The organism is Streptomyces sp. NPDC097981 (assembly GCF_040302565.1).
Lineage (GTDB): Bacteria > Actinomycetota > Actinomycetes > Streptomycetales > Streptomycetaceae > Streptomyces.
The window spans coordinates 248060-274111 of the sequence record NZ_JBEORW010000002.1; the positions used below are offsets into that span (position 1 = coordinate 248060).

Below are 26052 nucleotides of genomic sequence, written 5' to 3' on the forward strand. Positions count from 1 at the left end.
CCGACGCGTTCGCCCGCCCGCACCCGCAGGGCCCCCGCTGCGGCCGCGCGACAGCCCCGTACGGCCGTGCCTGGAGCGCCCGTGGCGCCGGGCGGCACCGCCCGGCGTAGGCTCGGAGCCGGGTGCCCCGGGGAATCCGGGGAACCCGGCACAGACGGCCACAACGCTTAAGGAACCACCTGATGGAGCTTGGTCTCGTCGGTCTCGGCAAGATGGGCGGCAACATGCGCGAGCGCATCCGCCGCGCAGGCCACACCGTCATCGGATACGACCGCAACCCGGACCTCGCCGATGTCCACAGCCTGCGGGAACTTGTGGACAGCCTGCAGGCCCCCCGCGTCGTGTGGGTGATGGTCCCGGCAGGTGCGGCGACGCAGTCCACCGTCGACGAGCTCGCGGAGCTGCTCTCGATCGGCGACGTCGTGGTCGACGGCGGCAACTCCCGCTGGACCGACGACGAGAAGCACGCCCAGGAGCTGGCGGCCAAGGGCATCGGCTTCGTCGACTGCGGTGTCTCCGGCGGGGTCTGGGGCCTGGAGAACGGCTACGCGCTGATGTACGGCGGCGAGAAGGACCACGTCGCCCGGGTCCAGCCGATCTTCGACGCCCTCAAGCCGGAGGGCGAGTTCGGCGCCGTGCACGCCGGCAAGGTGGGCGCGGGCCACTTCGCGAAGATGGTCCACAACGGCATCGAGTACGCCATGATGCAGGCCTACGCCGAGGGCTGGGAACTGCTGGAGAAGGTGGACTCGGTCACCGACGTCCGCGAGGTGTTCCGGTCCTGGCAGGAGGGCACGGTCATCCGCTCGTGGCTCCTGGACCTCGCCGTGAACGCGCTGGACCAGGACGAGCACCTGGAGCAGCTGCGCGGCTTCGCACAGGACTCGGGCGAGGGCCGGTGGACGGTGGAGGCGGCGATCGACAACGCCGTGCCGCTGCCCGCGATCACCGCTTCGCTCTTCGCGCGGTTCGCGTCCCGCCAGGACGACTCGCCGCAGATGAAGATGATCGCCGCGCTGCGCAACCAGTTCGGCGGCCACGCGGTCGAGAAGGCCTAGTCCCACAGGCCCCGGGGGCAGCACAGCACCACAGCAGCACAGAGCAGAGCAGCACAGAGCAGGAAGCCGGGGGAGGTCGGCGCCGTATGCATGTTTCGCATCTCTCACTGGCCGACTTCCGCTCGTACGCCCGGGCCGAGGTTCCCCTCGACCCGGGCGTCACGGCTTTCGTGGGCCCCAACGGCCAGGGCAAGACGAACCTGGTCGAGGCCATCGGCTATCTCGCGACGCTGGGCAGCCACCGTGTCTCCTCGGACGCGCCGCTGGTCCGGATGGGCGCGGACCGGGCGGTCATCCGGGCGTCCGTCACCCACGGCGAGCGCCGGCAGCTGGTGGAGCTGGAGCTGAACCCGGGGCGGGCCAATCGCGCCCGGATCAACCGGTCCTCGCAGGTCAGGCCGCGGGACGTGCTGGGGATCGTACGGACGGTGCTGTTCGCGCCGGAGGACCTGGCCCTGGTGAAGGGGGACCCCGGGGAGCGCCGGCGGTTCCTCGACGAGCTCGTCACGGCCCGCTCGCCGCGGATGGCGGGAGTCCGGTCGGACTACGAACGGGTGCTCAAGCAGCGGAACACCCTGCTGAAGTCGGCGGCGATGGCCCGCCGGCACGGCGGCCGCTCCATGGACCTCTCCACCCTCGACGTCTGGGACCAGCACCTCGCGCGCGCGGGCGCGGAACTGCTGGCGCAGCGCCTCGACCTGATCGCGACGCTGCTGCCGCTGGCGGACAAGGCGTACGAGCAGCTCGCGCCCGGCGGCGGCCCGCTGGGGCTCGCGTACAAGTCCTCGGCGGGCGAGGCGGTGGACAGCGGCGCGGCGCGGACGCGCGAGGCGCTGTACGAGGTGCTGCTGGCGGCCCTGGCCGGGGTGCGCAAGCAGGAGATCGAGCGGGGCGTGACCCTGGTGGGCCCGCACCGGGACGACGTGCTGCTGCGGCTGGGCGATCTGCCGGCGAAGGGGTACGCGAGCCACGGCGAGTCCTGGTCGTACGCGCTGGCGCTGCGGCTGGCCTCGTACGAGCTGCTCCGCTCGGAGGGCGCCGAGCCGGTGCTGATCCTGGACGACGTGTTCGCGGAGCTGGACGCGCGGCGGCGGGAGCGGCTGGCGGAGCTGGTGGCTCCGGGCGAGCAGGTGCTGGTGACGGCAGCGGTGGACGACGACGTTCCGGATGTGCTGGCGGGGACGCGGTTCGGGGTGTCCGGTGGTGAGGTGACCCGGCTGTGAGCGACGACAAGAAGGAACCGCGCAAGGCCCTGGAGCCTCCCCAGGGTGTGGACCTCGCGCGGCAGGCGCTGGCGGCGGCCCGGGAGCAGGCACGGGCCCGCGGCAACGCGGCCGCCGGAAAGAAGGGGAGCCGGCAGCCGGGACTGCGCTCGGGTGCGCGCGCGGACGGCCGCGACCCGATGCCGTTGATGGCCGCGCTGGACCGGCTGCGCACGGAGCGCGGCTGGGAGATGCCGATGGCGGTCGCGGGCGTGATGGAGCGCTGGCCCGAGATCGTCGGGCCGGAGATCGCGGCGCACTGTGAACCGGATCGGTACGAGGACCGTGAACTGGTCGTGCGGTGTGATTCCTCGGCATGGGCGGCGCAGCTGAAGCTGCTGGCTCCGCAGCTGGTGGCGCGGCTGAACGCGGACCTGGGACAGGGCACGGTCCGGATGATCAAGGTCCAGGGCCCGGGCGGCCGCCCGAAGCGGTACGGGCCCTTGCGCGCGCCGGGCAGTACGGGCCCGGGGGACACGTACGGCTAGACCGGGCCCGGCGTCCTGCCGCGGTCCGCGGACGGCCCGTACGGCCCGTCGTAGGGGACTCCGAACAGGGCTGTGGGCGGGTGCGCGCGCGGGCCGGCATACCGGTCGGTGTGCCCCCTGCGCGGGCCGGCGTGCCCCTGGCTCCGGGTGGCGTCCCTCACGGTAGCCAGAGGTTGACAGGTCGAAGCGCTGGACGCCCGTGTGAGCCTCTTTGGGCCCCTTCCCGGATATGGGGAGTCGGAGAGAGGAGGTTCAGGGCGGCACATGCGGACTCAGGTACCCGCAAACCCCCATTCATGTCCGTGGTACCGGTAGACTGAAGCAAATCCCGCCCTGTTGCGGGATCCCGCTGACAAACGCTGACAACGCAGATCGACGCAGCCGCTCCTGCTTGCATGCCTGCTGGCCCGGAGTACGGCCTGTGCTGTGCCAGAAAGGGCGCTTCGTGGCCGATTCCGGCAACCCCAACGACAACCAGTCCACAGCCGGTGAGAACAGCGAGGTGACCGCCTCGTACGACGCGAGCGCGATCCAGGTCCTGGAAGGCCTGGACGCGGTTCGCAAGCGCCCCGGCATGTACATCGGCTCGACCGGCGAGCGCGGGCTCCACCACCTCGTGTACGAGGTGGTGGACAACTCGGTCGACGAGGCCCTGGCCGGGCACGCGGACACCATCGACGTGACGATCCTCGCCGACGGCGGTGTGCGGGTCATCGACAACGGCCGCGGCATCCCGGTCGGCATCGTGCCGTCCGAGGGGAAGCCGGCCGTCGAGGTCGTGCTGACGGTCCTGCACGCGGGCGGCAAGTTCGGCGGCGGCGGCTACGCCGTCTCCGGCGGTCTGCACGGCGTGGGTGTGTCCGTGGTGAACGCCCTGTCGACGAAGGTGGCGGTCGAGGTCAAGACCGACGGCCACCGCTGGACCCAGGACTACAAGCTCGGTGTCCCGACGGCGGCCCTCGCGAAGAACGAGGAGACCGACGAGCACGGCACGTCGGTGACGTTCTGGGCCGACGGCGACATCTTCGAGACGACCGAGTACTCCTTCGAGACGCTGTCGCGGCGCTTCCAGGAGATGGCCTTCCTCAACAAGGGCCTGACCCTGACGCTGACCGACGAGCGCGAGTCGGCCAAGGCCACCGTCGGCGCGGACGACCCCGACGCGGACACGGCCGAGCCCAGCGCGCGCACGGTCAAGTACTACTACGAGGGCGGCATCGTCGACTTCGTGAAGTACCTGAACTCGCGCAAGGGCGAGCTCATCCACCCGACCGTCATCGACGTCGAGGCCGAGGACAAGGAGCGCATGCTCTCGGTCGAGATCGCGATGCAGTGGAACTCGCAGTACACGGAGGGCGTGTACTCCTTCGCGAACACGATCCACACGCACGAGGGCGGTACGCACGAGGAGGGCTTCCGTGCGGCGCTGACGGGTCTGGTGAACCGTTACGCGCGCGACAAGAAGCTGCTGCGCGAGAAGGACGACAACCTCGCCGGCGAGGACATCCGCGAGGGTCTGACGGCGATCATCTCGGTGAAGCTGGGCGAGCCGCAGTTCGAGGGCCAGACGAAGACCAAGCTGGGCAACACGGAGGCCAAGACCTTCGTGCAGAAGGTCGTCCACGAGCACCTCAACGACTGGTTCGACCGCAACCCGGTCGAGGCCGCGGACATCGTCCGCAAGGCGATCCAGGCGGCCACGGCGCGCGTCGCGGCCCGCAAGGCCCGCGACCTGACCCGTCGCAAGGGCCTGCTGGAGAGCGCCTCGCTGCCGGGCAAGCTGTCCGACTGCCAGTCGAACGACCCGACCAAGTGCGAGATCTTCATCGTCGAGGGCGACTCGGCCGGCGGCTCCGCCAAGTCCGGCCGCAACCCGATGTACCAGGCCATCCTGCCGATCCGCGGCAAGATCCTGAACGTCGAGAAGGCCCGGATCGACAAGATCCTCCAGAACACCGAGGTCCAGGCGCTGATCAGCGCGTTCGGCACGGGTGTGCACGAGGACTTCGACATCGAGAAGCTCCGCTATCACAAGATCATTCTGATGGCGGACGCCGACGTCGACGGCCAGCACATCAACACCCTGCTGCTGACCTTCCTGTTCCGCTTCATGCGCCCGCTGGTCGAGGCCGGTCACGTGTACCTGTCGCGCCCGCCGCTGTACAAGATCAAGTGGGGCCGGGACGACTTCGAGTACGCGTACTCGGACCGCGAGCGCGACGCGCTGGTCGAGCTCGGCAAGCAGAACGGCAAGCGGATCAGGGAAGACTCGATCCAGCGCTTCAAGGGTCTGGGCGAGATGAACGCCGAGGAACTGCGCGTCACCACCATGGACGTGGACCACCGCGTGCTCGGCCAGGTCACCCTGGACGACGCGGCCCAGGCCGACGACCTGTTCTCGGTGCTGATGGGTGAGGACGTCGAGGCGCGGCGCTCCTTCATCCAGCGCAACGCCAAGGACGTCCGCTTCCTCGACATCTGAGTCGGCTGTTCCAGGCCGCCCGAAAGGATTTCTGACCAGCAATGGCCGACGAAACCACCCCCACCGCAGAGAACCCCGCGGAGGAGCAGCCCGTGCTGCGCATCGAGCCCGTCGGGCTCGAGACGGAGATGCAGCGCTCCTACCTCGACTACGCGATGTCCGTCATCGTCTCGCGCGCCCTGCCGGACGTGCGCGACGGCCTCAAGCCGGTGCACCGCCGCGTGCTGTACGCGATGTACGACGGCGGCTACCGGCCCGAGAAGGGCTTCTACAAGTGCGCCCGCGTCGTCGGCGACGTCATGGGCACGTACCACCCGCACGGTGACACCTCCATCTACGACGCCCTGGTCCGCCTGGCCCAGCCGTGGTCGATGCGGATGCCGCTGGTGGACTCGAACGGCAACTTCGGCTCCCCGGGCAACGACCCGGCGGCCGCGATGCGCTACACCGAGTGCAAGCTGATGCCGCTGGCCATGGAGATGCTCCGGGACATCGACGAGGAGACCGTCGACTTCCAGGACAACTACGACGGCCGCAACCAGGAGCCGACGGTCCTGCCGGCGCGCTTCCCGAACCTGCTGATCAACGGCTCCGCCGGCATCGCGGTCGGCATGGCGACCAACATCCCGCCGCACAACCTCCGCGAGGTCGCGGCCGGTGCGCAGTGGGCGCTGGAGCACCCGGACGCCTCGCACGAGGAGCTCCAGGACGCGCTCATCGAGCGGATCAAGGGCCCGGACTTCCCGACCGGCGCGCTGGTCGTGGGCCGCAAGGGCATCGAGGAGGCGTACCGGACGGGCCGCGGCTCGATCACGATGCGCGCGGTGGTCGAGGTCGAGGAGATCCAGAACCGCCAGTGCCTGGTGGTCACGGAGCTTCCGTACCAGACGAACCCGGACAACCTGGCGCAGAAGATCGCCGACCTGGTGAAGGACGGCAAGATCGGCGGCATCGCCGACGTCCGCGACGAGACCTCGTCCCGGACCGGCCAGCGTCTCGTGATCGTGCTCAAGCGCGACGCCGTCGCCAAGGTCGTGCTGAACAACCTGTACAAGCACACCGACCTGCAGACGAACTTCGGCGCGAACATGCTGGCGCTGGTGGACGGCGTGCCGCGCACGCTGTCGATCGACGCATTCATCCGCCACTGGGTGCAGCACCAGATCGAGGTCATCGTCCGGCGGACGAAGTTCCGCCTGCGCAAGGCGGAGGAGCGGGCGCACATCCTGCGCGGCCTGCTCAAGGCGCTGGACGCGATCGACGAGGTCATCGCGCTGATCCGGCGCAGCAACACCGTCGAGATCGCGCGCGAGGGCCTGATGGGCCTGCTGGAGATCGACGACATCCAGGCCAACGCGATCCTCGAAATGCAGCTGCGGCGCCTGGCGGCCCTGGAGCGGCAGAAGATCGTCGCCGAGCACGACGAGCTCCAGGCGAAGATCAACGAGTACAACGCGATCCTGGCCTCGCCGGAGAAGCAGCGTTCGATCGTCAGCGAGGAGCTCGCGGCGATCGTCGAGAAGTACGGCGACGACCGGCGCTCCAAGCTGGTGCCCTTCGACGGTGACATGTCCATCGAGGACCTGATCGCCGAAGAGGACATCGTCGTCACGATCACGCACGGCGGCTACGTCAAGCGCACCAAGACCGAGGACTACCGCTCGCAGAAGCGCGGCGGCAAGGGTGTCCGCGGCACGAAGCTGAAGCAGGACGACCTGGTCGACCACTTCTTCGTGTCCACCACGCACCACTGGCTGCTGTTCTTCACGAACAAGGGCCGGGTCTACCGCTCCAAGGCGTACGAGCTGCCGGACGCCGGCCGCGACGCCCGCGGGCAGCACGTGGCGAACCTGCTGGCCTTCCAGCCGGACGAGAAGATCGCCCAGATCCTCGCGATCCGCGACTACGAGGCCGCCCCGTACCTGATCCTGGCCACCAAGGGCGGCCTGGTGAAGAAGACGGCGCTCAAGGACTACGACTCGCCCCGTTCGGGTGGAGTCATCGCGATCAACCTCCGGGAGACGGGCGCCGACGGCGCCGACGGCACTGCCGACGAGCTGATCGGCGCCGAGCTGGTGTCCGCCGAGGACGACCTGCTGCTCATCAGCAAGAAGGCGCAGTCGATCCGCTTCACGGCGACCGACGAGGCGCTGCGCCCGATGGGCCGTGCGACCTCGGGCGTGAAGGGCATGAGTTTCCGCGAGGGTGACGAACTGCTCTCCATGAGCGTGGTCCGGCCCGGTACGTTCGTCTTCACCGCGACCGACGGCGGTTACGCCAAGCGGACGCCGGTCGACGAGTACCGCGTCCAGGGCCGTGGCGGTCTGGGCATCAAGGCCGCGAAGATCGTGGAGGACCGCGGGTCGCTCGTCGGGGCGCTCGTGGTGGACGAATCGGACGAGATTCTCGCCATCACGCTCGGCGGTGGTGTGATTCGGACGCGAGTCAACGAAGTCAGGGAGACCGGCCGTGACACCATGGGCGTCCAGCTGATCAACCTGGGCAAGCGCGATGCCGTGGTCGGTATCGCGCGAAACGCCGAGGCCGGTCAGGATGCTGACGAGGTCGAGGAGACCGAGGCTGGCGACGGACAGGCCGTCGAGGCCGTCGAGGCCGCCGAGGGCACGCAGCCCTCGGCCGGGGAGCACGAGGAGTAAGTCGTGAGTGGAGCCACGGGCGCCGGACCGGCCAGGACTGGGGAAGACGGTGCCCGTGGCCCCGCCGCGGACTCCCAGGACGGGGACGGCGCCGCCGAGGGCAAGGGGAGGACCGTGACGGACACCCGCAAGCCGAAGCAGCCGAAGCAGGAGAAGTCGGCCGCCGCTGCCCCGAAGGCGGCGGAGCAGCCGTACCACCCGCCGCAGGCCTACGCGGCGCCCAAGGGCCCGGGCGCGCCCAGGGGTGCCGGGGACGCCGCCGCGCAGCGCAAGCCCCGTACGGGGGCCCGTACGACCCCCAGGACGCGCAAGGCGCGGCTGCGGGTGGCCAAGGCCGACCCGTGGTCGGTGATGAAGGTCAGCTTCCTGCTGTCGATCGCGCTGGGTGTGTGCACGATCGTGGCGGCGGCGGTGCTGTGGATGGTCATGGACGCCATGGGTGTCTTCTCGACCGTCGGCGGCACCATCAGCGAGGCGACCGGGTCCAATGAGAGCAACGGCTTCGACCTCCAGTCGTTCCTGTCGCTGCCGCGGGTCCTGATCTTCACGTCGGTGATCTCGGTGATCGACGTGGTGCTGGCGACGGCGCTGGCGACGCTGGGCGCGTTCATCTACAACCTGTCGGCGGGGTTCGTCGGCGGTGTGGAGCTCACGCTCGCCGAGGACGAGTGACCGCTGATTGACCTGCGGGGACTGCCCGGAGGAACGGATTTTGGCGTGACCGTGTCTGTGCGCTAATCTTCAGGAGTCAGCGCGCAGCGCGGATGGGGCTATAGCTCAGTTGGTTAGAGCGCATCCCTGATAAGGATGAGGCCACAGGTTCAAATCCTGTTAGCCCCACAGTTACGAAGAAGACCCCCAGGCCCCGGCCTGGGGGTCTTCTTCGTATGGGCAGTTGGGTCCCCCGGCTGCTGCCGCGAGTGCCCCGCAGGTCACCGAACGGTATCGGTGCGTGTGTATTGTTGGCCGTCAGAAGTCCCCAACGTCAACGAAAGACGAGGTCGCGCGGTGAAGAAGCTGCTCCTGGTCGCACTGGCCGCCATCGGCGGGCTGCTCGTGTACCGCCAGATCCAGGCGGACCGCGCCGAGCAGGACCTGTGGACGGAGGCAACCGACTCCGTGCCCTCTGGTTCCGGTGTGTGAGACCGAAAGCTGATCTCATGAAGCCCCGGCTGCCGCTGCGGCCGGGGCTTTGTGCTGTTCTGTGACAAAAAGTTGCATTATGCAAAGATTTGGCTTGCGCTAGCAAAACCGGAGTGGGCTTGATGGGGCGGGTACGACGGGCGGTGCTGGTGGGGGCGGCGGCCCTGGGCTTGGCGGCAGGGCTGCCGGGAGCGGTACACGCGGCCCCCGCGCCCCCGCAGCCGGCGTACCGCACCGCCGACGGAGCCAAGAAGATCGAGGGCGGCGCGAACAGCGCGGACGCCCCGCTGGTGGCGGCCGGGACGGTCTACACGGACACGCTCGCGCAGGGGGAGCGCTTCTACCGGCTGAGCCTCGACGACAGGTCGAGCGTGTACTTCTCCGCGGTGGTCCAGCCCGCGAGCGGCGTGGCGTACGACTACGGCGACGCCGTCGAGGTCGAGATCATGACCAGCGAGGGGAAGCGGTGTCCGGCCAACCCCGGCCGGTCGTCCTTCGGCCCCGACACCGCTCCCGTGAGCGTGGTGGCAGGACGGCGCCTGGAGGAGGACGCCGAATGCCAGAGCGCGGGCGTGTACTTCGCCAAGGTCACCCGCAGCGTCGGCAAGGACTCCGGCCTGCGGCCGCTGCCGGTGGAACTGCGGCTCCAGCGCGAGCCCGGCCTCGCCTCGGGCAGCGCCCCCGCAGCCGCGCCCAGCGTCTGGCCGTCGGCCTCGCCCACGCTGCCCGTCACCGATGCGGTGACCCGGGTCGGCGGTACCGGATTCAACGACGCACGCGCCCTGGGCAGCGGGGTGTGGCGCGACGACCTGAAGCCTGGTCAGACCCGTTTCTACCGGGTCCCGCTGGACTGGGGACAACAACTCGGGCTGGGCGCCGAGATCGCCAACGCCAGGATGACCAAGAGCTCCGGGTACGCCTCCGCCGGACTCAGGGTCACGCTCTACAGCCCGTTCCGGGCCGAGATGGCGGACAAGGACATCTCCTACGACGGGAAGCAGGCCGGCTTCACGCTGCCGAAGACGGCGCCGGTGACGTACGAGAACCGTTTCGCCGCTGACACCGGAGTGCGGCAGGCCCGGGTGGCCGGCTGGTACTACATCGCCGTGACGCTCGGCGGGAAGGTCGCCGGTTTCACCGAGGACGCCGCCGCGGTGCCGCTGACCCTGCGGCTGGACGTGACGGGCAAGGCGGCCAGGGTGCCGGTGTACAAGGAGAGCCTGACCGCGGCGGGATTCGGCGTCGGCGCCGCCGACCGGGCAGCTGCCGAGGACGGGCTCACCGCGCCCGAGGCCGCCGAGGCCGCCGGCACGCGCGCGGTGATGCGGGTGGTGTCCGCCGCCGGCTTCGGCACCGGGACCGTGCTGCTGCTCGTCCTCGGCGGCTGGATCCTGCTGGCCCGGCGCGGGCGGACGGGCTAGCTCCCGGTCAGCGCCCAGACGCCCACCGCGAAGCAGAGCAGCGCGGCGATCAGGATGCCGGCGGTGACCGCGGGCGGCGGCGGGGCGATCCCGCCGGTCCGGGCGGGCGCCGGGGCGGGGTCCCCCGGGTGCGGGGCGCCCGCCGCCTCCGGCGGTGCCAGGTGGAAGCTGCCGGTCGAGGACGCTGCGGCCGGGTACGCGGCGGGCGTGGGCGCGTACGGCGATGCCGGGTACGGGGACGCCGGGGGCGCCGGAGCCGGAGCCGGGGGCGCCGGAGCCGGAGCCGGGGGCGCCGGAGCCGTGGACGGGGCGGGCGCGGGCGCGTACGGGGACGCCGGAGCCGGGGACGCCGGGTACGGGGCCGGCGGGGCGGCGGTGCGGGGGTCGCTCGGGGTGGGCTCCGCCGGCGCCGTCGCGGCGGCGGCCGCCCGCGGGAGGGCGCCGGAGGGCTGCCCCGGGACCGCGCCCGCGATGGGCGACCCGGGCGCCGGCGCAGCCGTGCTCCCGGGGCCCTGGGCGCCGAACCCTGGGGGCAGCGGGCCGAGTTGGTCGAACACCTCCACCGGGTCCTCGTCCGGCGAGGGCGGCGGGAGCAGCTCCACGGCCTCGGCAAGGGCCTTGCGCGCCCCTGTGGCCGTCCGGAACCGGCTCTCGGGGTCGGGCTGGAGGAGGTTCGCGATGACGTCCCAGAGCGGCGCCGGAACGCCCTCGGGGGCCCCGGGGATGCCGCGGGCGAGGAAGTGCTCCACCAGCGCCCGGGAATCGGGCTTGCGGCCCTGGAGGAGGTACAGGGCGACCAGTCCGGCGGCAAAGAGGTCCGCGGGGAAGTCGGGCTCGGAGCCGAGCAGTTGTTCCGGGGCGAAATAGCCGGGAGTGCCCACCACGTAGTCGGTCTCGGTGAGGCGGGGCTCGCCCTTGCGCATCGAGATGCCGAAGTCGGACAGCCGCAGGTGCGGCCGTCCGCTTCCGGTGGCCTCCATCAGGATGTTGGCCGGTTTGATGTCGCGGTGGACGACGCCCTCCGCATGCACCGCCGCCAGCCCCGACAGGAGTTGGTCGAGCAGCGTGCACACGAAACGGGGCGGCAGCGGCCCGTAGTCCCCGATCACATGGGCGAGGGAACCGCCGGCGACGAGGTCCATCGTGAACAGGACCTTGTCGTCGTCCGCCGCCCAGCTGGCCGGGGCCAGCACGTGCGGGTGGTCGATGCGCAGGGCCTGCTCCCGGACGAACCGGAGCAGGGTGTGGGCGTCGCTCTGCCGGAGGACCTTGGCGGCGACGTACCGGCGGCGCCGGTGGTCCCAGGCCCGCCACACGGCACCCGCGCCTCCGCGACCGATCGGATCGATCAGCTCGTACCGGCCGGCGAAGACCTCACCCATCGCTGCGCCCGTCCCCCGTCACCCTCGTCCCCCGTCACCCTCGTCCCCCGTCACCCTCGTCCGCTGTCAGTTCTGATGGGACTCGTAGTGGGCGACCGCGTCGGCGGTGCGGCCGGCACCGTAGACCCGGAGGAACTCCGCCAGTTCGGGATGGCTGGGGGCGAGGGAGTCGGCCGCGTCGATGATGTCGCCGGCCGCGGAGACCGAGCGCAGCAGCGACTGGATCTCGCGGACGACGCGCTTGACGGTGGGCGCGCCGGAACTGGGCGTCGTCTGGCCGCTGTTGCTGAGGACGGAGCCTCCCTGGGTCCTCTTGATCTCGTCCATCCGGTCGGTGGCCTCGGCCGCGCTGACGCTTCCGTCCGCGACCTGGCCCGCGAGATCCTGGAGGGCCTGGACGCGCTGGACCACGGCCGGGTTCCCGATCTTGGCCCGCTGGCCGCTCATCAGCTGGGACAGCATGGGCGCCGACAGTCCGAGGACGGCAGCGAGGCGGGCCTGGTTCAAGCCGAGGTCATCTATGAGCCGGCGGAAGAGGGCGCCCAGCGGCTCCCCGTACCAGCTGCGCTGAAGTTCTCTGGCTCTGGCCGTGGCCTCTTGCTGTACTGCGTCCACTCTTACTACTCCCCTTCGCTGGTGCGAACCTCGCGAGCATCTTACGGAGAGTGGTCGCATGGCGGGAGTCCCTATCATTTTGCGAGATGCGGGCATTCACCCGGTACTCTGTTCTGCGGAACGGCCACCCCTTCACGGGAGGCGGTCGCGTCCGCCTTTTCGGGGCTTTAGCTCAGTTGGTAGAGCGCTGCCTTTGCAAGGCAGATGTCAGGAGTTCGAATCTCCTAAGCTCCACAGCAACAGAGGCCCCCTGGCCAGCGGAAACGTTGGTCAGGGGGCCTCTTCGCGTGCCGGCGGCGACCGGGAGCGGCCCCGGCTAGAGAGTGATCCAGTAGCGGCGCTTGGGGCCTATGAGGGTGTCGCGGACGTCTTCCAGGACGCCGCCGCTGTGCTCGATCGTGCGCACGGACCCCGTGTTGTCCGGGTCGCACGTCAGGAGGACCCGGTCCATCCCCAGGACCCGGGCCTCGTGCAGGACCGCGCGCAGGGCCCACGTGGCCAGGCCCCGCCGGCGTGCGGAAGGCCGGATGCCGTAGCCGATGTGGCCGCCGGCGTCGAGGAGGAAGCCGTTCAGGTAGTGGCGCAGGTCGATGGCGCCCAGATAGGTGTCGCCCTCGGCGATCCACCAGTACGTGGCGTGGACGCGGCCCTGCTCCACCGGGAGCGTGCGGTCCCCGTACCCGCGCAGCCGCTCGGTCCAGGCGGCGAAGCCCCCGGGACTGTCCACGTCGTCGTGGGAGCCCAGGCCGGCTCCGTCCATGTGGGCGTCGGGGCCCCATTCCTCGCGCGCGGCGAGCCAGGAGGCGTGCAGGCGGGGGTCGGGGGAGATGAGCTCGGGCATCCGGGGACAGTAACAGCCGGGCCGGACCGGGCCGGCCCGGCGGGAGACGGCCCGGGGTCCCCCGGTTGGCCCTGTCACAGGGCCGGGCGGCCGCTGCTGTCCGACAGTGGGGGGAGGCACCGAGCCAGGGGGCGACACCACGCCGGAGGCGTACAGACATGGGACTCTTCGACTTCCTCAGGTCCGACAAGAAGAAACACGAGGCCGCCGAGAAGGCGGCGGCGACCGCGTCCGCCGACTACGCGGTGAAGTACAGCGACGCCGTCTCGGCCACCAGAGCCGCCGCCGACCGGATGGCCGCCGAGCGCATGGCCGCCGAGACCCGGCCGAAGGCCGCACATCCGCCGCACACCCCGACCCCGACGTCCGCCGCGCACAAGGCGGTTCCCGCGGCTCCGGCGCCCATGCCCGTGCCGGACGTCAAGAAGCGGACGTACACCGTGCGGTCAGGGGACTCGCTGTCTTCGATCGCCCGCCTGGAGCTGGGCAACGAGGCCCGCTGGCGCGAGCTCTACGCGATGAACAGGGGCGTCGTCGGCTCCAACCCCGAACTGATCCGTCCGGGCCAGGTGCTCACGCTTCCCCAGTAGACGGCCGGGAGCGGGGAGAGGGCCCGGATCCGGCGGATCCGGGCCCTCTCCCCGCCGTCTGCGCCGCGCGGCGGTCAGATCCGGTCGTCGCCCGACGGGCCGGACGAGTCCTCGCGCTCCTTCTCCGCCAGCTCGTCGTCGAAGCTGGCAGGCTCGCCGTCCCGCGACAGCTCGGTGGCCTCCGGCGGCTCGATGAGCCAGTCCGGGTTCGACTGCTGGTCCCACCACCGCCACGCCAGGTACGCGCCGCAGGCCAGTACGCCGACCACCGCAACGACCTTGAACGCCCGCCCGCAGCGGGCCCGCCGCTCGTTGCGCCTGACCAGCCGCCGCACCTCCTTGGCCGACACCTGGCCGCGCAGCGCCGCCAGGGCCGCCGCCGAGCGGGCCGCGGCTTCCTCGGCCACCGGCTGGGCCACCGCCAGCGCGCTCTCGATCCTCGGCTGCGTGTAGTCGGCCGCCTGCCGCGCCGCGCGTCGCGTCTGCTGCACGGCCATCGTCGCCGCCCGGTCCACGTTCGGGGGCACGTGCGCGCGCGCCGCCTTCATCCGCGGCTGCAGATGGCAGTCGTACGCCGTACGGGCCTGCCGTGCTGCCTCGGCGGTCGCCTGCGACACCATCGGTGCCAGCCGCTCGTTCGCCTCGTTCGCGTAGTGCACAGCGGCTTCCCTGGCGGTTGCTGCGTACGGCGCCACCACTTCCGCTGCGTACTTCACCGTGTCCCTGGCGCTTTCGGCGGCCAGGTGCACGCTGTCCTTGCGGGTCACGGGATCCTCCTCCTCGGTGGCGGACACAGTTCACCTTTCCACCCTTTGTCGGATCATGCCTGCCATATCGCCGGGCGGCATGCGTGACAGGGCATACGAGTGGAGGATTTCTGTGCCGTACGGCCCTCCGTGGGAGGATCTGGAACCGACAGTGATGACTATGGAAGGCAGATCCGTGGCCGAGAAGCTCTACGCCACCCTGAAGACCAACCACGGCGACATCGAGATCGAGCTGCTGGCGAACTTCGCGCCGAAGACGGTCCGCAACTTCACGGAGCTGGCCACGGGCGCCCGCGAGTGGACCCGTCCCACGGACGGCCAGAAGACCACCGACCCGCTGTACGACGGCACCGTCTTCCACCGCGTCATCAGCGGATTCATGATCCAGGGCGGCGACCCGCTCGGCAACGGCACCGGCGGCCCGGGTTACCGGTTCGCCGACGAGTTCCACCCCGACCTGGCCTTCACCAAGCCGTACCTGGTCGCCATGGCCAACGCCGGCCCGGGCACCAACGGGTCGCAGTTCTTCATCACCGTCGCCCCCACCGCCTGGCTGACCCGCAAGCACACCATCTTCGGCGAGGTCACCGACAAGGCCAGCCAGAAGGTCGTGGACGCCATCGCCGGCCTCCCGACGAACCCGCGCACCGAGCGCCCGCTCGACGACGTGATCATCCAGTCCGTCGTGGTCGAGAAGCGCTGACCTTCCGGGAACCTTTCCGCCCCGCCCGTCCGTCCTGCATGCGTATGAACCGATGAGGGCATACCGGACCGGCGGGGTGCACCCCCTGCCTCGCCGCTGATCGAGGGAACCGATGGACACCGACCGTCTGCCGGGCTGCTACCGCCACCCGGACCGCGACACGGGGATCCGCTGCACGCGCTGCGAGCGCCCCATCTGCCCCGAGTGCATGATCAGTGCCGCAGTCGGCTTCCAGTGCCCCGATTGTGTCCGTGACGGCTCCGGCACGGGCCACCACCCGGCCGCGAACGCGCCGCGCACCGTCGCGGGCGGGGTGGTCGCCGCCGATCCCCACCTGGTCACCAAGGTCCTCATCGGGATCAACGTCGCGGTGTTCCTGGTGGGCCTGCTGGTGCCGGCGTTCGTCGTGCAACTGGAACTGCTCGGGCGGTACGTCGAATACTTCGGCGGCCCCGTCGAGGGCGTGTCCACCGGCCAGTACTACCGGCTGATGAGCTCGGTGTTCCTGCACGCGGAGTGGTGGCACATCGCGGGCAACATGCTGGCGCTGTGGGTGATCGGCGGCCCGCTGGAAGCGGCGCTGGGCCGGGCCCGCTACCTCACGGTCTTCCTGCTGTCGGGCCTGGGCGGAAGCGCCCTCGTCTATCTGCTGACCGCGCCGAACACGCCGACCCTGGGCGCCTCCGGCGCCATCTTCGGCCTGCTCGGCGCGACCGTCGTGCTGGTGCGCCGCCTGCGCTACGAGATGCGCCCGGTGATCACCATGGTCGTCCTCATGCTGGTGCTGACCTTCGTGCCCTTCGGGGGCAGCCTGTCCGTGTCCTGGCAGGCCCACATCGGCGGACTGGTGACCGGTCTGCTGGTCGGGCTGGGCATGGTGGGACCGGCCGCCGGCAGGAAGCGCACACTGGTCCAGTGGGGTACCTGCGGGGCGGCATTCCTGCTGGCAGCGGCGCTGGTCCTGATCCGTACGGCCGAACTCACCTGATCACACCGGCGTCAACACTCCACAGAGTTATCCACAGATCTTCTGTCTTTTCCTCAGGTGTGGATGACGCTGTGGATAACTCATGGGGAGAGCTTGTCGGACCGGGTGCGCATGTGCTGTCCGGCGCCTACCGAGGCCGGGCTACTTCCACTGCGTGGACACGCCGAATCCCGCAGCGATGAAGCCGAAACCGACCACGATGTTCCAGTTGCCCAGGGCCTCGATCGGCAGCTGGGTCTCGGTCACGTAGAAAACGACGATCCACGCGAGACCGATCAGGAAGAACGCCAGCATGACCGGGGCGACCCAGCCGCGGCTTCCCAGCCTGATCTGCTGCGCCTGCTTCGCCGGCGGCGGCGTGTAGTCGTCCTTCTTGCGGATACGTGACTTCGGCACGAGGGGCTCTCCTGTCGATGCGCTGGGGACCTTGCCTGCCCCGGGCGTCCGTTAGCGTAGTAGACCTGTGGCGTTGAAGGAGAAGGGTACGTTGAGCAATTCCGACGGCTCCTCCGCGGGTCCCCGTCGCCGGGCCAGAGCGGTCCGGTTGCTGACGGCCGCCGTTTTCGCCCTGGCAGGCCTCATCTTCGTCACCAGTTTCAACACGTCCAAGGGTACGAACATCCGCACGGACGCCTCGCTCCTCAAGCTCTCGGACCTCATCCACGAGCGCAGCCAGAACAACGCGCTGCTCGAACAGAGCACCGCGGCCGCCCGCAGCCGGGTGGACGCCCTCGCCGAACGCGACGACGGCAGCACCAAGGCCCAGGACGCCAAGCTGGCCGCCCTGCGCGCCGCCTCGGGCACCGAGCCGCTGTCAGGCAAGGGTCTGACGGTCACCCTGAACGACGCCCCGCCGAACGCCACCGCCCGCATTCCCAACGTGCCCGAGCCGCAGCCCAACGACCTGGTCATCCACCAGCAGGACCTCCAGGCCGTGGTGAACGCCCTGTGGCAGGGCGGCGCCCAGGGCATCCAGGTCATGGACCAGCGGCTGATCTCCACCAGCGCGGTGCGCTGCGTCGGCAACACGCTGATCCTCCAGGGCCGGGTCTACTCGCCCCCGTACAAGGTGAGCGCGGTCGGCGACCCGGCGGCACTGCGCAAGGCGCTCGCGGTCTCCCCGGCCCTGCAGAACTACCAGATGTACGTGACGGCGTACGGGCTCGGCTGGAAAGTGGACGAGCACAAGGAGCTGACACTCCCCGGCTACTCCGGCACAGTGGACCTCCACTATGCGAAGCCGCTGGATGCCTCCTCCGCGACCGGCACGCCGTGACGCCGTACTGCGCCTGGTGGTGCGGACGTTCAGCGAGGTGTGCCTGACAGCGGGCACGCTGATCGTGCTGTTCGTGGCGTACGTCCTGCTGTGGACCGGGGTCAAGGCCGACCGGGCCATGGACGGGGAGATGGCGCGCATGCGCGACCGCTGGGCCTCGGCCGCGGCGCCGGCCGCGGCGCCGCCTCCCGCACCACCCCCGGCTTCTTCCGCCGCCCCGCGGCCCGCGCCCCCGCAGCCGGCGGCGGACGAGCCCGGATACCCTCCGGGCCGGGCCTTCGCGGAGATGTACATCCCGCGCTTCGGCCCCGACTGGAACAAGCCGGTCCTGGAGGGCACCGGCACGGATGTGCTGAAGAAGGGCCTCGGCCACTACGCGGGCACGGCCCGCCCCGGCGCCACCGGGAACTTCTCGGTGGCGGGGCACCGGCGGACGTACGGCGACCCCTTCAAGGACTTCCCCGAGCTGCGCCCCGGCGACGCCGTGATCCTCAAGGACGCGGCGGCCTGGTACACGTACACCGTCCGCGGCGAGCCGCTGCGGACGCTGCCCACCGAGGTCGGCGTGGTCGAACCGGTGCCGCGCAGGTCGCCCTTCACGGCGCCCGGGCGGTATCTGACGCTGACGACCTGCGATCCGGAATGGGGCCACAGCCACCGGCTCGTCGTGTGGGCGGAGCTGACCCAGACCCGGACGGCCGCCCAGGGCCGGCCGGAGGGTTTGCCGAGCTGACCCACCCCGCCGGGCCGCTGCCTTTAGGCTGTTCGCGTACCGCCCCCGCGGTGCGTGGGTCGATCGTTGGACGGACAAGGAAACGGACGGCATGTACGGCTGGATCTGGCGGCATCTGCCGGGCAACGCGTGGGTACGCGCGCTGATCTCTCTCGTACTGGTCCTGGCAGTGGTCTTCGTGCTGTTCCAGTACGTGTTCCCGTGGGCCGAGCCGCTCCTTCCGTTCAACGACGTAACGGTGGACGAGGGATCGGGAGCCACTCCGTGAGCGCGCGCATTCTGGTTGTCGACAACTACGACAGCTTTGTCTTCAACCTGGTCCAGTACCTGTACCAGCTCGGCGCCGAGTGCGAGGTGCTGCGCAACGACGAGGTCGAACTCGCCCACGCGCAGGACGGCTTCGACGGCGTGCTGCTGTCGCCCGGACCCGGAACGCCGGAGCAGGCGGGCGTCTGCGTCGACATGGTCCGCCACTGCGCGGACACCGGGGTCCCGGTCTTCGGCGTGTGCCTGGGCATGCAGTCCATGGCCGTGGCGTACGGCGGAGTCGTGGACCGGGCTCCCGAGCTGCTGCACGGGAAGACCTCGCCGGTGGTGCACGAGGGACTCGGCGTCTTCGCGGGGCTGCCGTCGCCGTTCACCGCGACCCGCTACCACTCGCTCGCGGCCGAGCCGCAGACCCTGCCGGACGTGCTGGAGGTCACCGCGCGTACCGAAGACGGGATCATCATGGGGCTGCGGCACCGGGAGCACGACGTCGAGGGCGTGCAGTTCCACCCCGAATCGGTGCTGACCGAGTGGGGCCACCGGATGCTCGCGAACTGGCTGGTGCGCTGCGGGGACGCGGGGGCCGTCGAGCGCTCGGTGGGGCTGGCCCCGGTGGTGGGCAAGGCCGTCGCGTGACCGCGGTCGCGCCGTCCGCGCCCACGGAGGGCCGGGCCGCGCGGCGCAGGGCAGCTCAGGAGGCCGCGAAGCGCACGCGGAGGCGGGGCGGCGGGCGGCGGCGCAGGCGGCCCGTGTCGGGCGGCCCGGTGGTCGTCGCGAGCCGGCTCGCCGGGGAGCTGTTCATCACGCTGGGCGTGGTGATGCTGCTGTTCGTCGCCTACCAGCTCTGGTACACGAACGTGCTGGCCGAGCGGACGGCGAACGGAGCGGCGGGCTCGCTGCGGCAGAACTGGGAGCGGGACCCGGGCGGGGCCGCGCCGCCCGTCACGGCGTTCGAGCCGGGACAGGGGTTCGCGATCCTCTACATCCCGAAGCTGGACGTGAAGGTGCCGGTCGCGGAGGGCACCAGCAAGCCGAAGGTGCTCGACAAGGGGATGGTCGGACACTACGGCGACGGCGCGCTGAAGACGGCGATGCCGGCCGACAAGCAGGGCAACTTCGCGCTGGCGGGCCACCGGAACACCCACGGCGAACCGTTCCGCTACATCAACCGTCTGGCGCCCGGGGACCCGGTCGTGGTCGAGACGCGGGACGCGTACTACACGTACGAGATGACCTCGTCGCTGGCGCAGACGCCGCCGACGAACGTGTCCGTGATCAAGCCGGTGCCGGACGGATCGGGTTTCACCGCCCCGGGCCGCTACATCACGCTGACGACCTGCACCCCGGAGTTCACGAGCACCTACCGGATGATCGTATGGGGCAGGATGATCGACGAACGCCCCCGCAGCCAGGGTGCTCCGCCCGCGCTGACCAGCCCGTAAGGACGAACAAGCAGTGTCACGTGCCGCGCCTGCCCCGAGCCGCAGTGTGCTCGCCGGGTTCCTGAGCCTGCTGGGCGAGTTCCTGATCACCGTGGGCCTGGTACTGGGCCTGTTCGTGGCGTACTCGCTGTGGTGGACGAACGTGCTCGCGGACCGGCAGGCGTCGGCGCGCGGCGAGGAGGTCCGCCGGCAGTGGCAGACCTCCCCCGGGGCGAACGCGCCCGCGGCGCCGGGGGCGCTGGACACCGGGGACGGGATCGGCTTCCTGCACGTGCCGACGATGAAGAACGGCGAGGTGCTGGTCAAGCGGGGCACGGCGAGCGACGTCCTCGACGACGGCGTGGCCGGGTACTACACGGACCCGGTGAAGGCGGCCCTGCCGTGGGAGCAGTCGGGCAACTTCGCCCTGGCGGCGCACCGGGACGGGCACGGCGCGAAGTTCCACGACATCGACAAGGTGAAGAACGGCGACGCGGTCGTCTTCGAGACGCGGGACACCTGGTACGTGTACAAGGTCTTCGCGGAGCTGCGCCAGACGTCGAAGTACAACGTGGACGTGATCTCGGCGGTCCCGAAGGAGTCGGGGCGGACGGCACCGGGCCGTTTCATCACGCTGACGACCTGTACGCCGGTGTACACGTCGAAGTTCCGGTACATCGTGTGGGGCGAACTGGTGCGCACGGAGAAGGTGGACGCGAAGCGCACGCCTCCGGCGGAGCTGCGCTGACACGGAAAAGCCCCCGTGAGCGGCCTCAGAGCCGCCCACAGGGGCTTTTGCGTGTCTCCGCGTCCCGGAGGGCCGCCGGCTAGCGCCGGCCGCCCAGGCCCCCGAAGAACCCGCCGTTGTTGCCGCCGTCCTGCTGGCCGGCGATCGTCGTGACGTTGATGACCCTGCCCGCTTCCACGGGGGTGTTCGCCGGAGGGTCGGTCTGCACGATGATCGCCTTGTCGTCCGTCGGCCCGGCGATGATCTGGAGGTTCAGGCCCCGGCTCGCGAGCTCCGCCTTGGCCTGGGCGACGGTCTTGGTGACCAGCTGCGGGACCTGGGTCTGCTGCTGCGAGGCCTTGGCGATCTGGATGTTGACCGTCGTGCCCACGGCGAGCTGCTCGCCCGGCTGGTACTGCTGCTGGACGACCGTCCTCGGCGGGGCGGCCGGGGAGTCGACCTCCGTGGTGCTGCCGAGCTTGAGCTTGGCGTCCGTGAGCGCCTTGACCGCCTGCTCCCTGGTCTTGCCCATGAGGTCCGGCATCTCGGCCTTCGCGGGCTCCTTGGCGACCGTCACCGTGACGGTCGAGCCCTTCTGGGCCTTGCCGCCGCTCTTCGGGTTCTGGTCCAGGACGGTGCCGGCGGGCCGGTCGGACTCCTGGGTCTTCTTCTCGGCCGCGAAGCCCTTCTCCTTGAGCGCCTTCTCCGCGTCGTCGAACGTCAGGTTGAGGACGTTGGGCACGGGCACCTCCGGCGCGCCCGAGGAGACCTTGACCTTGACCGTGGAGCCCTTGTCGACCTTGGTGTCGGGCGCCGGGTTCTGCGAGCAGATGTTGCCCTTGGGCTGGTTGTCGCAGGGCTCGTCGGCTTCCTTCTCGACCTTGAGGCCGACGTTGTCACCCGTCTTCTGCGCCTGCTCGAAGGTCTCGCCGATGAACTTGGGCACGGAGGGCCGGTTGTCGGCGCCGCCGCTGAAGAGGGAGCGGCCGATGAGGATGGCGCCGACCAGGACGAGGATGCCGGCCGTGACGAGCAGGATCGTCGAGGCCTTGCTCTTCTTCTGGCGGCGGCCGTGGCCCGGGTCGTAGCCGCCCTGGCCCTGGTCCCCGTAGCCGTATCCGCCGTCGCCCGGGGGCATCGGCGGGAGCATGGAGGTCTGCCCGGAATCGGCGGCGCGCAGGGCGGTGGTGGGCTGGTCGTAGCCCTGGGGGCCGTAGCCGTGGTTCTGGTCGGGGTAGCCGTAGCCGGGCGCGCCCATGGCCGCCGCGGCCGCGACGGGCTGGCCTTCGAGGCAGGCCTCGATGTCGGCGCGCATCTCGTCGGCGGACTGGTAGCGGTAGTCGGGGTCCTTGACCAGCGCCTTCAACACGATCGCGTCCATCTCGGGCGTGATCTCGGGGTCGAAGTTCGACGGCGGCTGCGGTTCTTCCCGCACGTGCTGGTACGCGACGGCGACCGGGGAGTCCCCGATGAACGGCGGCCGGACGCACAGGAGTTCGTAGAGCAGGCAGCCGGCGGAGTAGAGGTCGGAGCGGGCGTCGACCTGCTCGCCCTTGGCCTGCTCCGGGGAGAGGTACTGCGCGGTGCCGATGACCGCCGCGGTCTGCGTCATGGTCATGCCGGAGTCGCCCATGGCGCGGGCGATGCCGAAGTCCATGACCTTGACCTGGCCGGTGCGGGTGAGCATGACGTTGGCGGGCTTGATGTCACGGTGCACGATGCCGGCGCGGTGCGAGTACTCAAGGGCCTGGAGGATGCCGATGGTCATTTCCAGGGTGCGCTCGGGCAGCAGCTTGCGGCCGGAGTGCAGGAGCTCGCGCAGGGTCGAGCCGTCGACGTACTCCATCACGATGTAGGGGATGGAGATGTTGTCGACGTAGTCCTCGCCGGTGTCGTAGACCGCGACGATCGCCGGGTGGTTGAGCGACGCGGCCGACTGGGCCTCGCGGCGGAACCGGGCCTGGAAGGACGGGTCGCGGGCGAGGTCGGCGCGCAGGGTCTTGACGGCGACGGTACGGCCGAGCCGGGTGTCGTGGGCGAGGTAGACCTCGGCCATGCCACCGCGGCCGAGCACGTGGCTCAGCTCGTACCGGCCGCCGAGGCGACGCGGCTCTTCCATAACGTTGCAGCCCTCTCCGTCAGTCCCGACCGCACCCGTGTGTGGTCCGGCGGTGTGCTGTTCGCGCAAAGGCTACCGGCCGATCGTCGGTGATCGGTTCGTGACCACAGGCTGATACCGGACCGGTACCGTACGCTCGTATCCAGGCGGAATCAGCGATGTGGATCACTCCGGTACGGCTTTCGCGCCGCTGTCGGCCCTTGCGCTCCCCCGTCAGCCCTGGTTCTTCAGGACGGCTTCCATGACGGCCTTCGCGACGGGTGCCGCGAGGCCGCCACCGCTGATGTCCTCGCGGTCGGCGTCGCTGTCCTCGATGACGACGGCAACGGCGACCGGGGAGCCCTTGTCGGTCTTCGCGTAGGAGATGAACCAGGCGTACGGGCGCTTGGCGTTCTTCTCGCCGTGCTGCGCGGTACCGGTCTTGCCGCCGACGGTGACGCCCGGGATCTTCGCCTTGCCGCCGGTGCCGTTCGGGTTGTCGACGACGTTGACCATCATCTGCTGGAGCTTCTGCGCGTTGGCGGCGGAGAGCGGCCGGCTCATCTCCTGCGGCTCGTGCTTCTCGATGACGTCGAGGTTCGGGGCGGTGAGCTGGTCGACCATGTACGGCTTCATCAGCTTGCCGTCGTTGGCGACGGCCGCGGCGACCATCGCCATCTGGAGCGGGGTGGCGGCGGTGTTGTACTGGCCGATCGCGGAGAGCGAGTTGCTCGGCCGGTCCATGGTCTTGTCGTAGACGCTGGCGAACGCCCGGACCGGGGTGTCGATCTTGTCGTTGTTGAAGCCGAACTTCTGCGCGGTCTCCAGCATCTTGTCCTTGGTCACCTTGTCGGCGACGTTGGCGAAGACGGAGTTGCAGGACACCTGGAGCGCGAAGTTGAGGCTCGCCTTCTCGCAGCCCTTGGCGTGGTTGATCATCGGGGTCGTGGTCGTCGGCAGGTTGAACGGCTCGGAGGTGTCCGTCGGCGCGTTGATGTCGGTGACGACGCCGTGCTCCAGCGCGGCCGCGGCGGTGACGACCTTGAAGGTCGAGCCGGGCGGGTAGGTCTCGCGCAGGGCGCGGTTGACGAGCTTCTTCTCCGGGCTGTCCTTGAGCGCGACCCAGTTCTTCTCGTCGGTCTTGGAGTTGCCGGCGAAGCTGGACGGGTCGTACGAGGGGGTGCTGACCAGGGCCAGGATGGCGCCGGTGCGCGGGTCGATCGCCGCGACGGCACCCGTCTTGTCGCCGAGCTTCTCGTAGGCGGCCTTCTGGACGTCCGGCATCAGCGTGGTGACGACGTTGCCGCCGGCCTTCTTCTCGCCGGTGAACATGCCGATGGTGCGGTCGAAGAACAGCCGGTCGTCGTTGCCGGTGAGGATCTTGTCTTCGAGCGATTCGAGCTGCGTGGAGCCGAAGGCCTGGGAGGCGTACCCCGTCACCGGCGCCCAGAGCGCGCCGTCGGTGTAGGTCCGCTTGTACTTGTAGTCGCTGCCGTCGGTGGTTGCGGAGCCGGTGATGGGCTGGCCGCCCGCGACGATGATGTTGCCGCGCTGGGTGGCGTACTGGGCGATCTGGACCCGGCGGTTCTCCTTGCGGGTGCTGAGTTCCTCGGCCTGGACGTACTGGAGCCAGTTGGTCCGGATCAGCAGCGCGAGGACGAGGAGCCCGCAGAAGAGAGAGATGCGGCGCAGGGGTTTGTTCATGACGGGCGGACCACCTGGGTCATCTCGGAGTCGGGGGACGGTGCCGGGGCCGGGGCGGGGCGGCGTGCGGTGTCGCTGATCCGGATGAGGATCCCGATGAGGGCCCAGTTGGCGAGGACGGACGAACCGCCGGACGCGAGGAAGGGCATGGTCATGCCGGTCAGGGGGATGAGGCCCATGACTCCGCCGGCGACCACGAAGATCTGCAGGGCGAAGGCGCCGGAGAGGCCGATCGCGAAGAGCTTGCCGAAGGGGTCGCGGGCGGCGAGGGCGGTGCGGACGCCGCGCTCGATGATCAGGCCATAGAGCAGGAGGAAGGCCATGACGCCCGCGAGGCCGAGCTCCTCGCCGACCGTGGCGAAGATGAAGTCGGAGTTGGCGGCGAAGCCGATGAGGTCGGAGTTGCCCTGTCCCCAGCCGGTGCCGAGCACTCCACCGGAGCCGAAGCTCATGATCGACTGGCCGACCTGCTCGCAGGCGCCCGACTTGGAGTAGCAGGCGAAGGGGTCGAGCCAGGCGGTGACGCGGACCTTGACGTGGCTGGCGGTCGCGCCGACCACGGCGGCGCCGGCCACGCTCATGAGCAGGCCGATGACGATCCAGCTGGTCCGCTCGGTGGCCACGTACAGCATGATCACGAACATGCCGAAGAAGAGCAGCGAGGTGCCGAGGTCGTTCTCGAAGACGAGGACGAGGAGGCTCATCGCCCAGATCATCAGGATCGGGCCGAGGTCGCGGCCGCGCGGCAGGTAGAGCCCCATGAAGCGGCGGCTGGCCAGGGCGAGGGCGTCGCGCTTCACCATGAGGTAGCCGGCGAAGAAGATCGCGATGACGATCTTCGCGAACTCGCCGGGCTGGATGGAGAAGCCGCCGACGCTGATCCAGATCTTCGCGCCGAAGACGTCGGCGCCCAGACCCGGGACGACGGGCAGGATCAGCAGGACCAGCGAGGCGGCCATGGAGATGTACGTGAACCGCTGCAGGGTGCGGTGGTCCTTGAGCAGCAGCAGCACGCCGGCGAACAGGGCGATGGCCACGGCGGTGTACATCATCTGCCGGGGGGCCGACTCGGAGAAGCCGCCGAAGCTGCGCTTGGCCAGGTTCTGCAGCCGCTCCGACTGGTCGAGCCGCCAGATCAGGACGCAGCCGAGCCCGTTGAGCAGCGTGCCGAGCGGCAGCAGCAGGGGGTCGGCGTACTTCGCGTAGCGGCGCACCACGAAGTGGGCGATGCCGGCGAGGACGGCCAGGCCGCCTCCGTACGCGAGCATGCCGGGCGGCAGCTTGCCGTGGATCGCGAGGCCCACGTTGGCGTAGGCGAAGATCGGGATGACCACGGCGAACGCGAGCAGCAGGAGCTCGGTGTTCCGCCGGCTCGGCAGCTCGATGGCGCCGATGGTGGTCGTGTTGGTGACAACGCTCATGGTGTGGC

At 70.2% G+C, this 26052-nt stretch carries 25 protein-coding genes and 2 tRNA genes; 19 read left to right on the top strand and 8 right to left on the bottom strand.

Annotation, left to right across the window (positions count from 1 at the left end):
• Nucleotides 1-182 precede the first annotated feature (182 nt).
• The 9 genes from gnd to ABTY04_RS02845 all read left to right on the top strand — a co-directional run bounded on the left by gnd (nt 183) and on the right by ABTY04_RS02845 (nt 10511).
• Nucleotides 183-1058, top strand: a complete 876-nt coding sequence (gene gnd / locus ABTY04_RS02805) for a phosphogluconate dehydrogenase (NAD(+)-dependent, decarboxylating) (protein WP_352211493.1) — start codon at nt 183-185, stop codon at nt 1056-1058.
• Between the two features lie 86 nt (nt 1059-1144).
• The gene (recF, locus tag ABTY04_RS02810) at nt 1145-2281 is read left to right on the top strand and encodes a DNA replication/repair protein RecF (protein ID WP_352211494.1); all 1137 of its coding nucleotides are present in this window, start codon (nt 1145-1147) and stop codon (nt 2279-2281) included.
• Nucleotides 2278-2808 (top strand): DciA family protein, encoded by a 531-nt coding sequence (locus tag ABTY04_RS02815; protein ID WP_352211495.1) that lies wholly within the window; start codon nt 2278-2280, stop codon nt 2806-2808. Before recF ends, ABTY04_RS02815 begins: the two co-directional genes overlap by 4 nt.
• Nucleotides 2809-3229: 421 nt before the next feature.
• Entirely contained in the window at nt 3230-5290 is a 2061-nt protein-coding gene (gyrB, locus tag ABTY04_RS02820) for a DNA topoisomerase (ATP-hydrolyzing) subunit B (RefSeq protein WP_352211496.1), read from the top strand.
• Between the two features lie 41 nt (nt 5291-5331).
• Nucleotides 5332-7947, top strand: a complete 2616-nt coding sequence (gene gyrA, locus ABTY04_RS02825) for a DNA gyrase subunit A (RefSeq protein ID WP_352211497.1) — start codon at nt 5332-5334, stop codon at nt 7945-7947.
• 3 nt (nt 7948-7950) lie between these two features.
• Complete coding sequence (locus ABTY04_RS02830; protein WP_352211498.1) at nt 7951-8619, top strand: DUF3566 domain-containing protein; 669 nt, start codon at nt 7951-7953, stop codon at nt 8617-8619.
• Between the two features lie 94 nt (nt 8620-8713).
• A tRNA-Ile gene (locus ABTY04_RS02835) sits at nt 8714-8787 on the top strand.
• Between the two features lie 168 nt (nt 8788-8955).
• Nucleotides 8956-9090, top strand: coding sequence for a DLW-39 family protein (locus tag ABTY04_RS02840; protein ID WP_208809277.1), 135 nt, complete (start codon nt 8956-8958; stop codon nt 9088-9090).
• Nucleotides 9091-9212: 122 nt separating this feature from the next.
• Nucleotides 9213-10511 carry a hypothetical protein gene (locus tag ABTY04_RS02845; RefSeq protein ID WP_352211499.1) on the top strand — a complete coding sequence of 433 codons (1299 nt, stop codon included), beginning with the start codon at nt 9213-9215 and terminating at the stop codon, nt 10509-10511.
• Here ABTY04_RS02845 and ABTY04_RS02850 read toward each other — a convergent pair.
• Both ABTY04_RS02850 and ABTY04_RS02855 read right to left on the bottom strand, forming a co-directional pair.
• Complete coding sequence (locus tag ABTY04_RS02850; protein WP_352211500.1) at nt 10508-11893, bottom strand: serine/threonine-protein kinase; 1386 nt, start codon at nt 11891-11893, stop codon at nt 10508-10510. The genes ABTY04_RS02845 and ABTY04_RS02850 overlap by 4 nt on opposite strands.
• A gap of 66 nt (nt 11894-11959) precedes the next feature.
• The gene (locus ABTY04_RS02855; RefSeq protein WP_352211501.1) at nt 11960-12508 is read right to left on the bottom strand and encodes a helix-turn-helix domain-containing protein; all 549 of its coding nucleotides are present in this window, start codon (nt 12506-12508) and stop codon (nt 11960-11962) included.
• A 161-nt stretch (nt 12509-12669) separates the two neighbouring features.
• On the opposite strand from ABTY04_RS02855, the gene ABTY04_RS02860 reads away from it, so the two are divergent.
• Nucleotides 12670-12742: transfer RNA gene (locus ABTY04_RS02860), tRNA-Ala, on the top strand.
• 82 nt (nt 12743-12824) lie between these two features.
• On the opposite strand, the gene ABTY04_RS02865 is transcribed toward ABTY04_RS02860, so the two are convergent.
• Nucleotides 12825-13349 (bottom strand): GNAT family N-acetyltransferase, encoded by a 525-nt coding sequence (locus ABTY04_RS02865; RefSeq protein WP_352211502.1) that lies wholly within the window; start codon nt 13347-13349, stop codon nt 12825-12827.
• A gap of 158 nt (nt 13350-13507) precedes the next feature.
• Between ABTY04_RS02865 and ABTY04_RS02870 the strand changes: the two genes are divergently transcribed.
• A complete protein-coding gene (locus ABTY04_RS02870; RefSeq protein ID WP_352211503.1) occupies nt 13508-13939 on the top strand; it encodes a LysM peptidoglycan-binding domain-containing protein in 432 nt (143 codons plus the stop codon).
• Between the two features lie 74 nt (nt 13940-14013).
• Here ABTY04_RS02870 and ABTY04_RS02875 read toward each other — a convergent pair whose 3' ends face one another.
• Complete coding sequence (locus tag ABTY04_RS02875) at nt 14014-14706, bottom strand: DUF5324 family protein (RefSeq protein ID WP_352211504.1); 693 nt, start codon at nt 14704-14706, stop codon at nt 14014-14016.
• Between the two features lie 175 nt (nt 14707-14881).
• On the opposite strand from ABTY04_RS02875, the gene ABTY04_RS02880 reads away from it, so the two are divergent.
• Both ABTY04_RS02880 and ABTY04_RS02885 read left to right on the top strand, forming a co-directional pair.
• Complete coding sequence (locus tag ABTY04_RS02880; RefSeq protein ID WP_352211595.1) at nt 14882-15409, top strand: peptidylprolyl isomerase; 528 nt, start codon at nt 14882-14884, stop codon at nt 15407-15409.
• Nucleotides 15410-15521: 112 nt separating this feature from the next.
• Entirely contained in the window at nt 15522-16397 is an 876-nt protein-coding gene (locus ABTY04_RS02885) for a rhomboid family intramembrane serine protease (protein WP_352211505.1), read from the top strand.
• 141 nt (nt 16398-16538) lie between these two features.
• Here the strand turns inward: ABTY04_RS02885 and crgA are convergent, their stop codons facing one another.
• Entirely contained in the window at nt 16539-16793 is a 255-nt protein-coding gene (gene crgA, locus ABTY04_RS02890; protein WP_030857683.1) for a cell division protein CrgA, read from the bottom strand.
• A gap of 91 nt (nt 16794-16884) precedes the next feature.
• Here crgA and ABTY04_RS02895 point away from each other — a divergent pair, with 91 nt between their 5' ends.
• The 6 genes from ABTY04_RS02895 (at nt 16885) to ABTY04_RS02920 (ending at nt 20842) form a co-directional block, all read left to right on the top strand.
• A complete protein-coding gene (locus tag ABTY04_RS02895) occupies nt 16885-17673 on the top strand; it encodes a DUF881 domain-containing protein (protein ID WP_352211506.1) in 789 nt (262 codons plus the stop codon).
• On the top strand, nt 17645-18406 hold the full coding sequence (locus ABTY04_RS02900) for a class E sortase (RefSeq protein WP_352211507.1): 762 nt from the start codon (nt 17645-17647) through the stop codon (nt 18404-18406). The genes ABTY04_RS02895 and ABTY04_RS02900 overlap by 29 nt, the downstream gene beginning before the upstream one ends.
• Nucleotides 18407-18497: 91 nt before the next feature.
• The gene (locus ABTY04_RS02905; RefSeq protein WP_030011120.1) at nt 18498-18674 is read left to right on the top strand and encodes a hypothetical protein; all 177 of its coding nucleotides are present in this window, start codon (nt 18498-18500) and stop codon (nt 18672-18674) included.
• On the top strand, nt 18671-19309 hold the full coding sequence (locus ABTY04_RS02910) for an aminodeoxychorismate/anthranilate synthase component II (RefSeq protein ID WP_352211508.1): 639 nt from the start codon (nt 18671-18673) through the stop codon (nt 19307-19309). Before ABTY04_RS02905 ends, ABTY04_RS02910 begins: the two co-directional genes overlap by 4 nt.
• Nucleotides 19306-20115, top strand: a complete 810-nt coding sequence (locus ABTY04_RS02915) for a class E sortase (RefSeq protein WP_502996536.1) — start codon at nt 19306-19308, stop codon at nt 20113-20115. The genes ABTY04_RS02910 and ABTY04_RS02915 overlap by 4 nt, the downstream gene beginning before the upstream one ends.
• 13 nt (nt 20116-20128) lie before the next feature.
• Nucleotides 20129-20842, top strand: coding sequence for a class E sortase (locus ABTY04_RS02920; protein WP_352211509.1), 714 nt, complete (start codon nt 20129-20131; stop codon nt 20840-20842).
• A 79-nt stretch (nt 20843-20921) separates the two neighbouring features.
• Here the strand turns inward: ABTY04_RS02920 and pknB are convergent, their stop codons facing one another.
• From pknB to ABTY04_RS02935, 3 genes are all read right to left on the bottom strand, one after another.
• Nucleotides 20922-22940, bottom strand: coding sequence for a Stk1 family PASTA domain-containing Ser/Thr kinase (gene pknB, locus ABTY04_RS02925; RefSeq protein ID WP_352211510.1), 2019 nt, complete (start codon nt 22938-22940; stop codon nt 20922-20924).
• 213 nt (nt 22941-23153) lie between these two features.
• Nucleotides 23154-24623 carry a peptidoglycan D,D-transpeptidase FtsI family protein gene (locus tag ABTY04_RS02930; RefSeq protein ID WP_352211511.1) on the bottom strand — a complete coding sequence of 490 codons (1470 nt, stop codon included), beginning with the start codon at nt 24621-24623 and terminating at the stop codon, nt 23154-23156.
• Nucleotides 24620-26044: an FtsW/RodA/SpoVE family cell cycle protein gene (locus ABTY04_RS02935; protein WP_352211512.1), complete on the bottom strand. Its 1425-nt coding sequence runs from the start codon at nt 26042-26044 to the stop codon at nt 24620-24622. The genes ABTY04_RS02930 and ABTY04_RS02935 overlap by 4 nt, the downstream gene beginning before the upstream one ends.
• Nucleotides 26045-26052: the final 8 nt, after the last annotated feature.